The sequence below is a fragment of the Streptomyces sp. NPDC037126 genome, from assembly GCF_055605965.1.
This window is the reverse complement of sequence record NZ_JBVJTD010000015.1, coordinates 78740-94634: the sequence shown is the minus strand read 5'-3', so window position 1 is coordinate 94634 and position 15895 is coordinate 78740. Positions and strand designations below refer to the sequence as shown.

At 74.1% G+C, this 15895-nt stretch carries 12 protein-coding genes; 6 read left to right on the top strand and 6 right to left on the bottom strand.

Annotated elements, in window-relative coordinates; genetic code table 11:
* Nucleotides 1-171 precede the first annotated feature (171 nt).
* Nucleotides 172-903 carry a hypothetical protein gene (locus ACZ7FF_RS29020; protein ID WP_470815670.1) on the top strand — a complete coding sequence of 244 codons (732 nt, stop codon included), beginning with the start codon at nucleotides 172-174 and terminating at the stop codon, nucleotides 901-903.
* Between the two features lie 126 nt (nucleotides 904-1029).
* Here the strand turns inward: ACZ7FF_RS29020 and ACZ7FF_RS29015 are convergent, their stop codons facing one another.
* Together ACZ7FF_RS29015 and ACZ7FF_RS29010 are read right to left on the bottom strand one after the other, a co-directional pair.
* Complete coding sequence (locus ACZ7FF_RS29015; protein ID WP_470815668.1) at nucleotides 1030-2640, bottom strand: AMP-binding protein; 1611 nt, start codon at nucleotides 2638-2640, stop codon at nucleotides 1030-1032.
* Nucleotides 2637-4310 (bottom strand): AMP-binding protein, encoded by a 1674-nt coding sequence (locus ACZ7FF_RS29010; RefSeq protein WP_470815666.1) that lies wholly within the window; start codon nucleotides 4308-4310, stop codon nucleotides 2637-2639. The genes ACZ7FF_RS29015 and ACZ7FF_RS29010 overlap by 4 nt, the downstream gene beginning before the upstream one ends.
* Nucleotides 4311-4459: 149 nt before the next feature.
* Between ACZ7FF_RS29010 and ACZ7FF_RS29005 the strand changes: the two genes are divergently transcribed.
* The 3 genes from ACZ7FF_RS29005 to ACZ7FF_RS28995 all read left to right on the top strand — a co-directional run bounded on the left by ACZ7FF_RS29005 (nucleotide 4460) and on the right by ACZ7FF_RS28995 (nucleotide 9259).
* On the top strand, nucleotides 4460-5290 hold the full coding sequence (locus ACZ7FF_RS29005) for a helix-turn-helix transcriptional regulator (protein WP_470815664.1): 831 nt from the start codon (nucleotides 4460-4462) through the stop codon (nucleotides 5288-5290).
* 153 nt (nucleotides 5291-5443) lie between these two features.
* Complete coding sequence (locus tag ACZ7FF_RS29000) at nucleotides 5444-8263, top strand: ATP-binding protein (RefSeq protein WP_470815662.1); 2820 nt, start codon at nucleotides 5444-5446, stop codon at nucleotides 8261-8263.
* Nucleotides 8264-8467: 204 nt separating this feature from the next.
* Entirely contained in the window at nucleotides 8468-9259 is a 792-nt protein-coding gene (locus ACZ7FF_RS28995) for a S1 family peptidase (RefSeq protein ID WP_470815661.1), read from the top strand.
* Nucleotides 9260-9389: 130 nt separating this feature from the next.
* On the opposite strand, the gene ACZ7FF_RS28990 is transcribed toward ACZ7FF_RS28995, so the two are convergent.
* On the bottom strand, nucleotides 9390-9740 hold the full coding sequence (locus tag ACZ7FF_RS28990; RefSeq protein ID WP_470815659.1) for a DNA glycosylase AlkZ-like family protein: 351 nt from the start codon (nucleotides 9738-9740) through the stop codon (nucleotides 9390-9392).
* A gap of 177 nt (nucleotides 9741-9917) precedes the next feature.
* On the opposite strand from ACZ7FF_RS28990, the gene ACZ7FF_RS28985 reads away from it, so the two are divergent.
* Both ACZ7FF_RS28985 and ACZ7FF_RS28980 read left to right on the top strand, forming a co-directional pair.
* Nucleotides 9918-11066 (top strand): magnesium and cobalt transport protein CorA, encoded by a 1149-nt coding sequence (locus ACZ7FF_RS28985; RefSeq protein ID WP_470815658.1) that lies wholly within the window; start codon nucleotides 9918-9920, stop codon nucleotides 11064-11066.
* Between the two features lie 73 nt (nucleotides 11067-11139).
* Nucleotides 11140-11982, top strand: coding sequence for a patatin-like phospholipase family protein (locus ACZ7FF_RS28980; protein ID WP_470815656.1), 843 nt, complete (start codon nucleotides 11140-11142; stop codon nucleotides 11980-11982).
* Between the two features lie 13 nt (nucleotides 11983-11995).
* Here the strand turns inward: ACZ7FF_RS28980 and ACZ7FF_RS28975 are convergent, their stop codons facing one another.
* Genes ACZ7FF_RS28975 through ACZ7FF_RS28965 form a run of 3 tightly spaced genes read right to left on the bottom strand, consistent with a single transcriptional unit; the run spans nucleotide 11996 to nucleotide 15890 of the window.
* Nucleotides 11996-13303, bottom strand: coding sequence for an extracellular solute-binding protein (locus tag ACZ7FF_RS28975; protein WP_470815654.1), 1308 nt, complete (start codon nucleotides 13301-13303; stop codon nucleotides 11996-11998).
* The gene (locus ACZ7FF_RS28970) at nucleotides 13300-14376 is read right to left on the bottom strand and encodes a hypothetical protein (protein WP_470815652.1); all 1077 of its coding nucleotides are present in this window, start codon (nucleotides 14374-14376) and stop codon (nucleotides 13300-13302) included. Before ACZ7FF_RS28970 ends, ACZ7FF_RS28975 begins: the two co-directional genes overlap by 4 nt.
* Nucleotides 14373-15890, bottom strand: a complete 1518-nt coding sequence (locus ACZ7FF_RS28965) for a vWA domain-containing protein (RefSeq protein ID WP_470815650.1) — start codon at nucleotides 15888-15890, stop codon at nucleotides 14373-14375. The genes ACZ7FF_RS28970 and ACZ7FF_RS28965 overlap by 4 nt, the downstream gene beginning before the upstream one ends.
* Nucleotides 15891-15895 lie beyond the last annotated feature (5 nt).

The following is a 15895-nucleotide window of genomic DNA, read 5'->3' as shown; positions in this document are numbered from 1 at the left end:
TTCCACAACTTTCCGCATTGCGGAATCTAACTTCTACTATCTGGAAGCAATGTAGGGGTGAGCGCCGACATCGTCAAGAGAGGCCAAGACACCGGCAAGCGCCGGACAGACGCCGTACGGGTGGAGCACCATGGGCGCTGTCCCGACGCGACGGCTGGGAGTGGGTGGGCCATGCCCGAGAGCGTGCCGGTGCGCTGTCCGGCCTGCCGGCGCGAGCACGTGTACACCGCGCCGGCGTACCCGTGCGTGTGCGGCGCGCCCACCGCGCCCCGGCTGGACCCCGCCGGCACGCCGACCGTGTCCGAGCACCGGTCCTGGGACGACGAGTGGATCGCCGTGCCCTGTGCCGCCTGCGGGCACCTGGGCCACTGGCCGCACCCGGAACTGGGCTGCCCCTGCGGCACGGTCCTGCGGGTCGCGGTGGCGGGCCTGGACGGCCCGGCGGCGCCGCGGACGCGGCCGAGCGGGCCCGGGGCCGCGCGGGGACGTCCCGCCTTCCAGCCGCGCGCCGTCCGCACCGCCCGCGACGCGGTCACCGCGGCGGCGCTGTACCTGCGCTGGCTCGGCTACCAGGACATCCGCCGCGCCGACCAGCGGCCGCCGAGCGGCATCGGGCTGGCCGCCCGCGGGCTGCTGGCCGTGGTGGACCCGACCGTGCGCCCGGCCGCGCCGCGGGACGTGGAGTGTCTGTGGCTGACGGCGATGACGGAGTCCGCGGACTGCGTCCACCTCTGCCTCGCCGGTCACACCGAGGACGCCCGGAGCTGCGCGGACGCGCTGGGCGTCCCGCTGTTCGTGCTCGACCTCGCGGGTGTCCCGCAGCCGGTGAACGACCACGCCGACCGGCTGGACGCCGAGGGCGCACCGGAACCGGGCCCGCGGCCCCGGGACCGGCGGGGCTGACCGCCCCGCGGCGGCCCGCCGGTCACTCCTCCACGTGCAGACGGGCCCCGGGCGGGTGCGCCGCCGACAGCGCGCTCCCCCGGGGCCCGTCCTCGAGCACTTGGCACATGCTCGTTTCTCGCCGTTTCACACCCCGTAGCGCTCCCGCAGCTCGATCTTGCGCACCTTTCCGGACACCGTCATCGGGAAGGAGCCGAGGATGCTCAGCCTGCTCGGGATCTTGTAGTGGGCGAGCCGGCCCTGGCAGAAGGCGCGCAGCTCCTCCAGGGTGAGCGGGTCGGCCTCGTCGCGCGGGATCACGCAGGCGAGGACCTCCTCGCCGTACCTCTCGTCCGGTACGCCGACGACCTGGACGTCCCGGATCTTCGGGTGCGCGTAGAGGAACTCCTCGATCTCGCGCGGGTAGATGTTCTCGCCGCCCCGGATGATCATGTCCTTGATGCGGCCGACGATCTCCACGTAGCCGTCCTCGCGCATCACCGCGAGGTCCCCGGTGTGCATCCAGCGGCCGGCGTCGACGGCCTCCGCGGTCTTCTCCGGCTCGTTCCAGTAGCCGAGCATCACGCTGTACCCGCGGGTGCACAGCTCGCCCGCGCCGCCGCGGGGCCGGGTGACCCCGGTGGCCGGGTCGACGACCTTGACCTCCAGATGGGGCAGGACGCGGCCGACGGTGGCGGTGCGGTGCTCCAGGTCGTCGTCCGTCCGGGTCTGCAGCGACACGGGGGACGTCTCCGTCATGCCGTAGCAGATGGCGACCTCGGCCATGTGCATCTCGGCGACCACCCGCTTCATCACCTCCACCGGGCAGGGGGAGCCCGCCATGATGCCGGTGCGCAGCGACGAGAGGTCGTACGTCGCGAAGCCGGGGAGGTTCAGCTCCGCGATGAACATGGTCGGGACGCCGTACAGGGAGGTGCACCGCTCCCGCTGCACCGCCTCCAGGGTCGCCGTGGGGTCGAACGAGGGGGCCGGGATCACCATGCAGGCGCCGTGCGAGGTGGCCGCGAGGTTGCCCATCACCATGCCGAAGCAGTGGTAGAAGGGCACCGGGATGCAGATCCTGTCCTGCTCGTCGTAGTCGACCAACTCCCCCACGAAGTAACCGTTGTTGAGGATGTTGTGGTGGGAGAGGGTGGCGCCCTTCGGGAAGCCGGTGGTGCCCGAGGTGTACTGGATGTTGATGGGGTCGTCGCAGGACAGCTCGCCCTGGCGGGCCCGCAGTTCGTCCTGGGGTCCGTCCGCGCCGCGGGCGGCGAACGACTCCCAGCCCGCGTCCCCGATGTACACGGTCTCCCGCAGCGCGGGGCACCGGCCCCGCACCTCGTCCACCATCCCGCGGTAGTCGCTGCCCTTGTGGCTGAGCGAGGCGAACAGCAGGGAGATCCCCGCCTGGTTGAGGACGAACTCCACCTCGTGCGTGCGGTAGGCCGGGTTGATGTTCACCATGATCGCGCCGACCCGGGCGGTGGCGTACTGCACGAGCACCCACTCGGCGCAGTTGACCGCCCAGATGCCCACCCGGTCGCCCTTGGCGACCCCGCTCGCGAGCAGCGCGCACGCCAGCCGGTCCACGTCGGCGGCGAACCGGGAGTACGTCCAGCGCCTTCCGGACGGCACGTCCACCAGTGCCTCGCGGTCCGGCCAGGCGGCCACGGCCCGGTCCAGGTTGGCGCCGATGGTGTCGCCGAGCAGGGCGGTGGTGCCCGTCCCGTGGGCGTACGAAAGCCGAGCGCTCACCGGAAGTCCTCCTCGCGGTACTCGTGGTCCGAGCCCTGGGCCGTGGCCTCGCGCAGCTCGATCCGGCGGATCTTGCCCGAGACGGTCTTGGGCAGCGCGCCGAACTCCAGCCGGCGGATGCGCTTGTAGGGGGCGAGCACCTGGCGGGAGTGCTCGAAGAGGACCTTCGCGGTGCCGGGGCCGGGCTCGAAGCCCGTGGCGAGGACGACGTACGCCTTGGGCACGGCGAGCCGCAGCTCGTCCGGGGCGGGCACGACGGCCGCCTCGGCCACCGCCTCGTGCTCCAGCAGCGCGCTCTCCAGCTCGAAGGGGCTGATCTTGTAGTCGGAGGCCTTGAAGACGTCGTCGGCGCGGCCGACGTAGGTCAGGTAGCCGTCCTCGTCGCGGGCGGCGATGTCCCCGGTGCGGTAGTAGCCGCCCGCCATGGCCTCCGCCGTCCGGTCCGGGTCGCCGTGGTAGCCGGTCATCAGGCCGACCGGCCGCTCGGCGAGGTCGAGGGCGATCTCCCCCTCGGCGGCGCCGGGCGCGCCGGACACGGGGTCGAGGAGCTCCACCCGGTAGCCGGGGCTGGGGCGGCCCATGGAGCCGGTCTTCAGCACCTGGCCGGGGCTGTTGGAGACCTGGACGGCGGTCTCGGTCTGCCCGAAGCCGTCCCGGACCGTCAGGTTCCAGGCCCGCCGGACCTGTTCGATGACCTCGGGGTTGAGCGGCTCGCCCGCGGCCACCACCTCGCGGGGCGGGGTGCGCAGCTGGCCGAGATCGGCCTGGATGAGCATGCGCCACACGGTCGGCGGGGCGCAGAAGGTGGTCACACCGGCCCGGTCCATCTCGGCCATCAGCCGGGCCGCGTCGAACCGTGTGTAGTTGAAGATGAAGACGGTCGCCTCGGCGTTCCACGGCGCGAACAGATTGGACCAGGCGTGCTTGGCCCAGCCCGGCGAGGAGATGTTCAGATGCACGTCGCCGGGTTTCAGCCCGATCCAGTACATGGTGGCCAGGTGGCCCACGGGGTACGAGGTGTGGGTGTGCTCGACGAGCTTGGGGCGGGCGGTGGTGCCCGAGGTGAAGTAGAGCATCAGCGGGTCGTCGGCCAGGGTCGGGCCGTCGGGCACGAACTCGGCGGGGGCCGCGTACGCGTCCTCGTACGGCTCCCAGCCCTCCTCGGGCAGGCCGCCGACCGCGAGCCGGGTGTAGGCGCCGGGCACGTCGGCGAACTTGACGGTGTCCTCGGCCCGCACGATCACGTGCTTCACCCGGCCCCGGTCCACGCGGTCGCGCAGGTCGGCCGGGCCGAGCAGCGGGGTGGCCGGGATGACGACCGCGCGCAGCTTCATCGCGGCCAGCGCGGTCTCCCACAGCTCGGCCTGGTTGCCGAGCATGACGAGGATGCGGTCCTCGGCGGCGACGCCCCGGTCGCGCAGCCAGTGGGCGACCCGGTTCGAGCGCTCGGCCAGTTCGGCGAAGGACAGCCTGGTCTCGCTCCCGTCCTCCTCCACGATGTGCAGCGCCGTCCGGTCGTTTCCGGCGGCGATCACGTCGAACCAGTCCAGCGCCCAGTTGAAGTGCTCCGGCCGCGGCCAGGCGAAGCCCTCGTGGGCGGTGGCGTAGTCCTCGCGGTGGGCGAGCAGGAAGTCCCGCGCGTTCCTGAACACGTCGGTCGCCGTCGTCATCTGTGTCCTCCCATGTTCCGGACCATTGCCGGGCGGCTCTCTGGCATCGTCTAATCCGTGATGCAGGTCTCACTACCCCCGTACGGGGGTGTGGTGCGCGCACGAACGGGGGTGTGGTCCGCACATCAGCCGCACGAAGGAGCGATGAGGTGGCAGCAGAGGCCGTGGCGGCGGTGGAGATCCGGGGTGCCCTGGTCCGGCTGAGGCGGGCTACCGGGCTGCCGGTCGCCTTCGGCGGGCTCGTCGAGACCGGTCGGCCGCAGATCCGCATCAGCGAGCTGAGCGGCACCACCACGGCCGCCCTGCGCTCGCTCGCGGTGACCTCGGGCAACGGGCTCGGCGGCAAGGCGGTGGCGCTGGCCCGGCCCTGCGCGGTGACGGACTACTCCAGCTCCCGGCAGATCAGCCACGAGTACGACGTGCCGGTGGCCGTCGAGGGCATCCACTCGGTGCTCGCGGTGCCGGTGGTGGTGCGGCGCCGGGTGCGCGGGGTGCTGTACGGCGCGCTGCGCTCGGCCCAGCCGCTCGGCGACCGGGCGCTGGGCGCGGCGGTCGCGGTGGCGCGGGACGTGGAGCAGGCGCTGGTGGTGCGGGACGAGGTGCGGGGGCTGCTGACGGCGGCCCGGCCGGAGCCCGCCGGCGGCGACCGGGCCGCGGCCTGGGAACAGGTGCGGGAGGCGCACGCGGCGCTCAGGGCGCTCGCGCCCCGGATCGCCGATCCCGGGCTGCGGGCGGACCTGCTCGCCGCCTGCGGGCTGCTGACCGCGGCACGGCCGGCCCGGGGCGCGAGCCTGGCGCCGCGGGAACTGGACGTGCTGTCCTGGGTCGCGGCGGGGGCCACCAACGCGGCGGTGGCCGAGCGGCTGGGGCTGCGCCCGGAGACCGTCAAGGGCTATCTGCGTTCGGCGATGCGGAAGCTGGGCACGCACACACGAGGAGAGGCGGTGACCGCGGCCCGCAGGGCGGGGCTGCTGCCGTAGCGCCGGCCCGGTGAGGAAACCTGCCCATTCAACGGTGGACGCCTTGAATTTCCCTATGCTTGACCGTTTGTTATTTCCCTCACCACGGCTTCCGTCCGAATTTCAAGGATCGTTGCCTAGAATTTGGCCCGGACACGACATACGAGGGGAGCGGTGACCGTGCGACGGGACTTCCAGGAGCCTGCAAGGTGCCGCCCCGACCTGGTCATCGGCCGCGAGGAGTTGCTCGCCGGCGCCCGGGACCAACTCGCCTCCGGGGGCAGCGTGCTGCTCCACGGCCCCGCCGGAATAGGGAAATCCACCGTCCTGCGGGCATTGGCCGAGGAATACGCGGCCACCGCGCACACCGTCCTGCGCTGCTCGGCGACGGAGTCCGAATCCCACCTCCCCTTCCTCGCGCTCGCCGACCTCCTCGGCCTGGTCCTCGACGACGTCTCCCCCCGGCTGCCCGCCGCACAGCGCACCGCCCTGGAGTCCGCGCTCACCGGACGCGGCGAGTCCAGCCTCCAGCGCGACGGCCTCGCCCTGCGCCTCGCGGTGCTCTCCGCGCTGCGCGCGCTCGCCACCCGCGGCCCGGTGCTGGTCGTCGCCGACGACCTGCAGTGGCTGGACCCGGCCAGCGCGGAACTGCTCGGCTTCGCCGCCCGCCGGCTCGGCGGCACCCCGGTGCAACTGCTGTGCGCGGTGCGCACCGAGGGGCAGGAGAGCCAGGAGTACGACCGGCATCTGCGGGCCTGCCCGCCGGACACCCGCTCCGTCCGGCTCGGCGCCCTCTCCCGCACCCAGGTCGCCCAGTTGCTCGGCCACCGCGGCCACGGCGCGCTGCCCCGCTCGACGGTCCGCGAGATTCACCGCACCAGCGCCGGCAACCCGCTGTTCGCGCTGGAACTCGGCCGTGCCCTCGCCGAGAGCCCCACCCCACCCCGGCCGGGCGAGCCGCTGCCGGTGCCCACCTCGCTGCGCGCCCTGGTGCTCAGCCGCCTGGACATGCTGTCCGTGGAGGCCCGCCGCACCCTGCTGGTGGCCAGCGCCGGTGCGCGCCCCACCCCCGCGCTGCTGCACGCCGCCGGCCGGGAGAACGCCGAGGCCGAGTGTGCCCAGGCCGCCGAACTGGGGCTGCTGGCCACCGAACCGGACGCACCCGCCGTACGGTTCGCGCACCCGCTGATCTCCGCCGCGCTGTACGCGGAGGCGCCCGCGCACGAACGGCGGGCGGCGCACGCGGCCCTGTCCACGGCCGCCTCCGACCCGATCGAGCGGGCCCGGCACCTGGCCCTCGCCACCACCGGCGCCGACCCGGAGGTCGCCGCCCGGCTCGGGGAGGCGGCCGCCCTGGCCCGGGACCGCGGGGCGCCCTCGGTCGCCGCCCAGCTGGGGCTGCTGGCCGCCCGGCACACCCCCGCCGACGGCGTGCCCGGCCAGGAGGAGCGGCGGCTGCAGGCCGCCGAGGACGCCATCACCGCCGGCGAGGTGGACCTGGCCCGGGACATAGCCCGGGAGGTGCTCACCCGGACGAGTGTGCCCGCCGACCGGGTGCGGGCCTGGATCATCGTCATCGACACCGCCGGCCACACCATGGCCGAGGTCGACGCCGTCTTCCCGCAGGCCCTCGCCGACGCCGGCGACGACCCCCGGCTGCTGGCCCTGGTGCACTACCAGCTGGCCTGGCGGGCGCTGATCGTGGAGGGCGACTTCACCGAGGCCCGGGAGGCCGCCGCGCACGCCGCCGAGCTGGCCGCGCGCGGCCACGACCGGCGCACCGAGCTGCTCTCCCTCGCCTTCCAGGCGCAGACCGAGACCCTGATGGGCCATCCGGAGGCACCGCGCACCATCAAGCGGGCCCTGAAGGAGCCTCAGGACCCCAAGGTGGCCTGGCACCACAACGGGGCGGGCAGCGCCCGGTTCCGCTGGCTGGTCATGAGCGACCAGCTGGTCGAGGCCCGGGCGACGGTGACGGCGCTGCTGCGCGAGGTGCGCCGGCGCGGCTCGGTGGAGAGCGAGGTGCACTTCCTGCGCGGCCTGGCCGAGACCGAACTGCGCGCCGGGCACTGCGGCCGCGCGCTGGAACTGGCCCGCGAGAGCCTGCGCCTCGCCCGGGACTCCGGGATCGGCGAGACCGCCTCGGCGATGCTGACCTCGCTCGCGGAGGCCTCCGGCGGCGACGTGGACCGGGCGCTCGCCCTCGCCCGGGAGGCCGTGGAGCACGCCGAGGAGGACGGCGACCAGATGTACCTCTCGCGGGCCCTGGGCGCGCTCGGGTACGCCCAGTTGGTGGCCGGGGACCCGGCGGGCACCGTGCGCTCGCTGCGCCGCGTGCGGAGCCTGGAGCTGGGCCTCGGCATCACCGACCCGGCCCGCGGCCGCTGGCAGGGCGATCTCGCCGAGGCACTGGTCCGGATCGGTGAACCGGCCGAGGCGCAGGACGTCATCGACGCCAGCCGGGAGCACGCCCTGCGGCTCGACCGGGCGAGCGTCCTCGCCGTCCTCGACCGTTCCGAGGCCCTGGTGCGCGCCGCCCGGGGCGCGACGGAGGCCGCCGTCCCGCAGCTGACGTCCGCTCAGGACCGGCTCGGCAAGCTCGGATACGGCCTCGAGGAGGCGCGGGCCGCGTTCGCGCTGGCCCGGCTGCACGGCCGGCGCCCCGGGCCCCCGGCCTTCGACGAGGCCACCCGGATGTTCCGCCGCTGCCGGGCGCTGCCGTGGCTGCGCCAGGTGGACGAGGCGCTCACCACCCCCGAACCGGAACCGGCGCTGACCGTGCCGGACACCCTGGACGCGCTGGACAAGCTGGCCGCGATGGAGCGTCAGGTCGCCGCGCTCGTCATGGAGGGCGCCACCAACCGGGAGATCGCCGCCCGGCTGTTCATCAGCGTGAAGACGGTGGAGGCCACGCTGACCCGGGTCTACCGCAAGCTGGGGATCCGGTCGCGCGTCGACATCGTCCGATTGGCGGCAGGTCGCCGCGCGCGCTGAGCACCGCTCTTGTTAACTGAGCCGGACCGAGGGTTTTCCCTCACCAAGCCCCCTAGGGGGTTCCCTCATTGGGAGCCGGGGGTTCCGGTCCTAGCGTAATGGGCGTGCCGCTCGCCCGGGCATACGGGGGTCGGTCCCGCGACCCCCGTGAAGACCCCATGCCCGTGCGATCCCCCACCGGTGCAACCCCCACTGAGGAGACTCATGTTCGGGTCCAGACGTGCCAGACAGACCGCCGCGACCCTGGTGGCCACCGCCGCCGCCGCGGCGACCGCGCTGCTCGCCTCACCCACGGCGAGTGCCGCACCCCAGCCCATCGTCGGCGGTACGACCACCACCACGACCGCGTACCCGTTCGTCATGCAGATCACGGACGCGTCCGGCAACCAGTTCTGCGGCGGCACCCTGGTGGCCGCGCGGAAGGTCGTGACGGCCGCGCACTGCATGGCCGGCGAGACCCCGGACGGCGTCCGGGTGGTCGGCGGCCGCACCAAGCTGAACGGCACCGACGGCACGGTGAGCCGGGTCGGCAAGATCTGGGTCGATCCGGACTACACGGACGCCAGCACGGACAACGACGTGGCCGTGCTGACCCTGTCGACGGCGATGCCGTACAGCCCGGTGCCGTTCGTCTCCTCCTCCCAGACGGGTGTGTACGCGGCCGGCACCACGGCCCGGATCCTCGGCTGGGGCACCACCTCGGAGAACGGCAGCTCCTCCAACCAGCTGCGGACCGCGACCGTCCCGGTCGTGGCCGACTCCAGCTGCCGTTCCTCCTACGGTTCGGACTTCGTCCAGTCCGACATGGTTTGCGCCGGATACACATCCGGCGGCGTAGACACCTGCCAGGGCGACAGCGGCGGTCCCCTGCTCATCGGGGGCGTCCTGGCAGGGATCACTTCCTGGGGCGAGGGGTGCGCGGAGGCGGGCTACCCGGGTGTGTACACCCGGCTGGCCACCTTCTCGGACCTCGTGACCAAGCAGGTCAACTCGTGACCCGGAAGTCTTCCCGAGCACCCCTCGGGTAGCGGCCAGGGGGGCGTTGCGAGCGACCACGAGCGGCCCGCAGCGCCCCCCTATCCAACTGACTGGGCCCGCCCGGGCGCGGACCATCTCCCGGGCGGGCTCAGCGGCGCAGGACCTCCCCGTACCTGATGTCGTACGACCGCCCGGGGTGCAGGACGCCGAGCATCCGCTCCCCCTCCGCGGCGACCTCCTCCCGCTGGGCGGCGGAGAGCTTCTCGAAGGGCTCGACGACCAGCGCGCCGGTGTCCAGCCGCCTCACGCCCGCCAGGAATCCGTCGACCAGCAGGGTCCGGTACGCCTGGTTGCCCTGCCAGCTGCGGCCCCGGTGGGCGGGCGGCACGACGCGGGTGCGGTCCGCGTGGGAGAGCAGGAGGTCGTCGAACTCGGGCAGGAAGCGCGGCGGGGCCGGGGTGTCCAGGACGAGGGCGGGGCTCGCGCTGCGCTTCGTCATGACGGCACGCCAACCGGCCAAGAGGACCGTTCCTGTCCTCTTTCTCGCACTCCTTTCGCTCTCGTTCTCTCACCGAACCCCGCATCGGCGGCGGGCGCGCTGCGCGGGGGCCGTGGATATCCTTCTCGTACCCTCTGAGTGATCACGCCGTACGCCGGCTCGACGGAGAGGCAGCCGATGTCCGAGCGAGAAGGCGGCAGGAACGGCGGCCGCAGGGCCGTCTGGCGCCGCGCTCCCAGTCCGCCCCAGCCCCCCGCCGCCGAGGCGCCCGAGCCCGCCCCCGGCGCCACGGCGGGCGCGGAGCCGCCGAGCATCGTCCAGGCCGCGCTGTACCGCGACGGCGTCCGGGTGTCCTCCCCCGCGACGCTCGCCGAGACCTACCGTGAGCTGCGCGAACAGCCCGCGGGCATGGCATGGATCGGCCTCGCCCGTCCCACCGGGGCCGAACTGCACTCCCTGGCCGCCGAGTTCGACCTGCATCCGCTCGCGGTCGAGGACGCGATGGAGGCGCACCAGCGGCCCAAGCTGGAGCGGTACGGCGACACGCTGTTCGTCGTCCTGCGCGCCGCCCGCTATCTGGACGCACCGGAGGAGGTCGACTTCGGCGAGCTGCACGTGTTCGTCGGCCCGGACTTCGTCATCACGGTCCGGCACGGCGCGGCCCCCGACCTGTCGGCGGTGCGCCGCCGCATGGAGGACTCGCCCGAGCTGCTGAAGCTCGGCCCGGAGGCGGTGCTGTACGCGATCCTCGACGCGGTGGTGGACGGCTACGCGCCCGTCGTGGCCGGCGTCCAGAACGACGTCGACGAGATCGAGACCGAGGTGTTCCGCGGCGACCCCGAGGTCTCCCGACGCATCTACGAACTCTCCCGCGAGATGGTCGAGTTCCAGCGCGCCACCCGCCCGCTCGTCGGCATGCTGCACGGCCTGATGGCGGGCTTCGCCAAGTACGAGACGGACGAGGAGCTGCAGCGCTACCTGCGGGACGTCGCCGACCACGTCACGCACACCAGCGAACGCGTCGACGGCTTCCGCCAGGCCCTCACCGAGATCCTCACCGTCAACGCGACCCTCGTCACCCAGCAGCAGAACGCGGAGATGCGGGCCCTGGCGGAGGCGGGCTTCGAGCAGAACGAGGAGGTCAAGAAGATCTCCTCCTGGGCGGCCATCCTCTTCGCCCCCACGCTGGTCGGCACGATCTACGGCATGAACTTCCGCGAGATGCCCGAACTGCGCTGGGGTTTCGGCTACCCGTTCGCGATCGCCCTGATGGCCGTGGTCTGCACGGCGCTGTACGTGGTGTTCAAGCGACGGGACTGGCTGTAGGGCACCGGGAGGAATGGTCGTGCGCCCCTCGTGCGTTGCCGGTTGGGAAGATCGAGACGTTCAAGGAGCAGACATGACCGAGGCGTTGGTGCTGGGCGGCGGCGGTGTGGGCGGGATCGCGTGGATCACCGGGCTGCTGGCCGGGCTCGCGGATTCCGGGCAGGACGTCAGCGGGGCCGGGCTGCTCGTCGGGACCTCCGCCGGGGCCGCCGTCGCCGCCCAGCTCGGCAGCGGGCTGAGCCTGGAGGAGCTGTACGCCCGCCAGGTGGACCCGGCACTGCAGGCCGCGGAGATCATGGCCGAGATGGATCTGGAGAAGTTCGCCGAGGAGATCGGCGCGGCGACGGGCTCGGCCGCCTCGGTGCCGGAGCTGCGGCGCGCCGTCGGGCAAGTGGCACTCAGGGCACGGACGGTCGCCGAGCCGGACCGGCGCGCGGTGATCGAGTCGCGGCTGCCCTCCCACGGCTGGCCGGAGCGTGCGCTGAAGGTCGTCGCGGTGGACGCGGAGAGCGGTGAGCCGCGCGTCTTCGAGCGGGCCTCGGGCGTGCCCCTGGTCGACGCCGTCGCGGCGAGCTGCGCGGTGCCGGGCGTGTGGCCGCCGGTGACGATCGGCGAGCGCCGCTACGTCGACGGCGGGGTGCACTCCATCGCGAACGCCGACCTCGCGGCCGGCGCGGAGCGGGTGCTGGTGATCGTGCCGCTCGGTCCCGCCGAGCCGTTCCCCAGCGAACAGCCCCTGGAGAGGTCCGTGGAGGAGCTGCGCGCCCGGGGTGCCGAGGTGGCGGTCGCGGCCCCCGACGAGGCGTCGACGGCGGCGATCGGCCCCAACGCCCTGGACCCGGCGACCCGCCGCCCCGCGGCCGAGGCGGGCCGGGCGCAGGGGCGAGCGCTGACCCTGTCGTGGGTCAGCGGCTGAACACGGCTGCTGCTCACGGCAGTTGGTCGCACACCGAGGGCAGCCAGGTCAGGCCCCGGGTCGCGCTGAGGGTGTCCAGTGAGGCCAGGAGCGCGTCCAGGTGGTCCGGGTGGGCCAGGTACTCGATGGTCGCCTCGGCGAACGCGTCGCGCACCGCGGGCGGCATGGCGTCGGACGCGTCGAAGCAGTGCACCGCCCGCTGGTCGAGCAGTGTCGCGGCGAGCGAGCGGTGCCAGGCGGAGCCGGCGTCGCCCGCGGCGGGCTGGGCCCTGGCGTCGACGGAGAAGCCGGACTCCGCGGCGCTCCAGGCGCGTTGGGTGCCGGCGGCGGCGAGATGGCGGATCAGCTGCTTCGCCTGCGGGGTGTCGTGCAGCAGGGCGACCAGGTCGCCGGAGACCTCCCAGGTGTCGGAGGAGGTGGCCCCCGGGATGAGCCGGGCGGAGGGCTCGAAGCGGCCGTCGGCCCGTTTCCACGCGTCCGACTGCGTGCGGATGAACGACGCCTGGTGCTCCAGCGTGCAGCCGCGGGGGTGGTCGGCCACCGGCGCGGACGCGTTCTGGTAGCCGGTCTTCAGGGTCCGGCGCAGCAGTGCCTCGGACTTTCCGGCGCCCATCAGACGGCCCCAGGTCGTCCAGGCCTGCCTGACGTCCGCCGACCGCCAGGACAGCCGCCCGCCCGCCCACCGCTGGTAGGCGGACGGGCCGTGCTGCTGGAGCAGGATGTCCTCGATCCAGTCCGTGCCGGGCCAGCCGCTGGTGGCGCCGGAGCCCATGCCCACGCACCACTGGCCCGGCTGGTCCCTGGCCGCTCCGCGCTGCCGCTCGCTGGTGCCCGCCGGGTACCAGACGATGCTCTTCAGGTCGGCCTTGAGCGGGAACCAGTACACGTGCCCGTCGGCCAGCGGGGTCGCCCAGGACGCGCCGAAGTCGTCCCGGGGGATCAGGTCGTCGAGCGGCCGGAGCTGCTGCTGGTGGGCGTAGTCGGCGAGTTCGCCGGGACCGGTCAGCACCACCACGTCGGGCGGTGTGCCGGCCTCGACGTCGGCGCCGAGCACCTGGCTCTCGGCGGAGCTGCCCTGGTAGTCGACGTGGACGTGGTACTTGCGCTCGAAGGGCTCGATGACCGTGTGCCGCAGGTTCCGTTCGTCGTCGCCGGTCCAGTTGGCCAGCAGGGTGACGGTCGGTTCCTGCCCGAGGGCGCGTGCGCCCAGCACGACGGCCGCCGCCAGCACGGCGAGGCAGGTCGCCACGACCGTCACGGTGCGGGTGAGGCGCCGGCCGCGCGGGGCGGCCGGCGCGGGGCCGCTCGGCTGCGCGCTCACCGCGGCCTGAACCGGTACTCGTCGATGTGCCGCCGCAGTCCCGTCTCGGCCAGTGCCATGAGCAGGACGCCTCCTATCAGGATCCATCCGGCGGCCGCCGCGCGGAAGCCGGTGTGCGCCAGGTACGAGGCGGTGTCCCGCCCCGCGTCGGTGATGGCCCGCCCGGTCAGCGGGCGGTCGAGCAGGTGCCGGGTGTCCGCCATCCCGGTGTGCGTCCACCCCGTGAACAGCAGGGTGACGGCGAGCCCGGCCGCCAGCAGGGCGCCGGCCGCGAGGAGTCCGCGGTTGTAGCGGCGCCGGAGGCGTCGGCGCAGGAACAGCTGGGTCTCCAGCAGGACGGTGCCCAGGGCGAGGGTGAGCAGCAGGGTGGCGCTCCAGCCGAGCCACAGCAGCGGGCCGAAGGAGGTCTGCCGGTGCACGGCGGCACGCTGCTGCCCCTGCAGGATCTTCAGGCGGGCCTGTATCCCGGCGCCCGGGTCCGTCAGGATGCTGGTCGCGTAGCTGAGGTACGCCTCGCGCAGCACGCTGCCGGCGGGCTGGAGCTGGGCCTGCTGGACCTTGACGGCGTAGACGGTGATCAGGCCGGCGACGGTCTGCAGGGCCTGCCTCCCGGCCGGTCCGCCGACGTCGTCCCCGGCGGCGGCCGCGAGGCTCTGCGCGGCGACCGAGATCTGCTTCTGGAAGTCGCTGGTCGGTGTCGGCGCACCGGCGTCCTGCTCCGCCTGGCCGAGCGCGTACAGCGCGGTGTCGATGGAGAGCACCGCGGGGGCGCTCGCGGTGCGCAGCGGGTTGGCGTCGCCGTGCACGCCCTCGTAGGAGAGGAACAGGGACACGGTCAGCAGGGCCGACAGGGCGAGGAGCAGGCGGTGGCGGACGGTCAGGTCGCGGGCGGTGGTGCTGCCCTCGTCCGGCGGGTGCCGCCGCGCGCCGAGCGGGCGCACGAGGGCACCGAGGACCCGGGGCGCGCCCTCGGGTGCCGGCCGGTCGGCCGGGGCCGCCCGGCCGGGGGCGGGGGCGGTGGCGCGCCCGGCCTGGCTCGCGCCGGTCGTCTGGGGCTCTCCGTCGGCGCTCATGCGGACGGCTCCCCCAGCAGCCGTCCGCAGTCGCCGCCGCAGTAGACGGAGCCGGCCGGGCCGAGCCACTTGCAGTCGGGGCACTCGATCAGGTCGTCGGCGCCGGCGGCGGGTTCGGCGGGGCCGGGCGGCGCGGCGGCCGGCGGGGCGGCGGCGGGCGGCTGCGGCGGGGTGGTCATGGCGCTGGAGAGGATCAGGTGCTGCCAGTCGACGTCCTTCAGACCGTCGCGGACCCTGCCGGTGCCCGGCTCCTCCTCGATCCGCCGCAGGGCGTCGAGCAGATGGGGGTCGCCCAGTTCTCCGGCCAGTTGCAGGGCCCGGGCGAGTTCGCGGTCCGCGGCGGTGCGGCCCTCGGCGCCGCGCAGCCAGGCCCGGTAGGCGCGGGCCACGGCGGCGCTCGCCTGCTGGTACAGCTCGCCCCGGCGGACCCCGGGGTGCTGCCGGGAGGCGTCGAGCGGGTTGTCGGTCCAGCGCACCAGGACGGGCTGCGGCGCGGGCAGCCGTACCGCGCGCCCGAAGTCGGGCACGACGACCTCGACGGCGGCGAGCTGGAGGTCCTCGCCCCGCTCGCGGCCTGTCGGGTCGGCCGCGAGGACCACCTGGAAGTGGCGGACCTCGTCGCCCCAGGCGCGGGTGACGTACTCGGTGCCCCGTTCGGCGAACCCGGTGGTGGTGGCGAGGAGTTCCTGTTCGACGGGCACCACCTGCTTGACCTGGCGGATGACCGTGCCGGGGGTGGGGGTGAGCCTGATGCGCAGCTCGGGCACGGCGGTGCCGAGCATGCCCGCGACCAGTTCCTCGTAGGCGGCGGTCAGTTCGGACTCCCGGCGGACGGCTCCGGCCCGGCCGTGCAGCCGCCGGGTGATGCGCAGCAGCAGTTCGGCGTCCCAGTCGTCGCCGATGCCCCAGGCGTCGCAGACGAAGCGGCCCTCGCAGGCGTCGAGGGCGGTGTCCAGGGTCATGGTGGCCCGGTGGTCGTGCTCGTTGCGCCCGTCGGTGAGCAGCAGGACGTGCTTGACGGGCGCGGGCTGCTCCTTCAGCAGCCGCCGGGCGAGGTCGAGCCAGGTGCCGATGGCGGTGCCGCCGTCCGCGTCCAGGATCCGTACGGCCCGCTCGGCCGCCTCGCGTTCGGCGGTTCCGGCGACGGCGAGTGCGGCACGGTCCGGGCCGGGGTGCACGACGGTGGCGTCGAAGCGGCCGGAGAGCACGGCGAAGGCGGTGCCCTCGGGCAGCATCCGGACGGCGGCGACGGTGGCGTCCTTGGCGGCGTGCAGTTTGTCGTCCGGGTGCAGCATCGAGCGGGAGGTGTCGATGATCAGCACCTCGGCGAGCGCGGGGCCGCTGCCGGGGGCGCCCCCGGTGGCGGGGCCCGGGCCGCCGTGGCCGCGGACGCCGATCTCCAGGATGGCGTGCATCTCCCGGTCGGCGGACGGCCCGCCCGCGGCCGGTACGGCGGGCAGGTCCTTCTGCTGGCCGACCGCGAGGGTCACCTCGGTCTCCTCGGCCACGGTCATGCTCG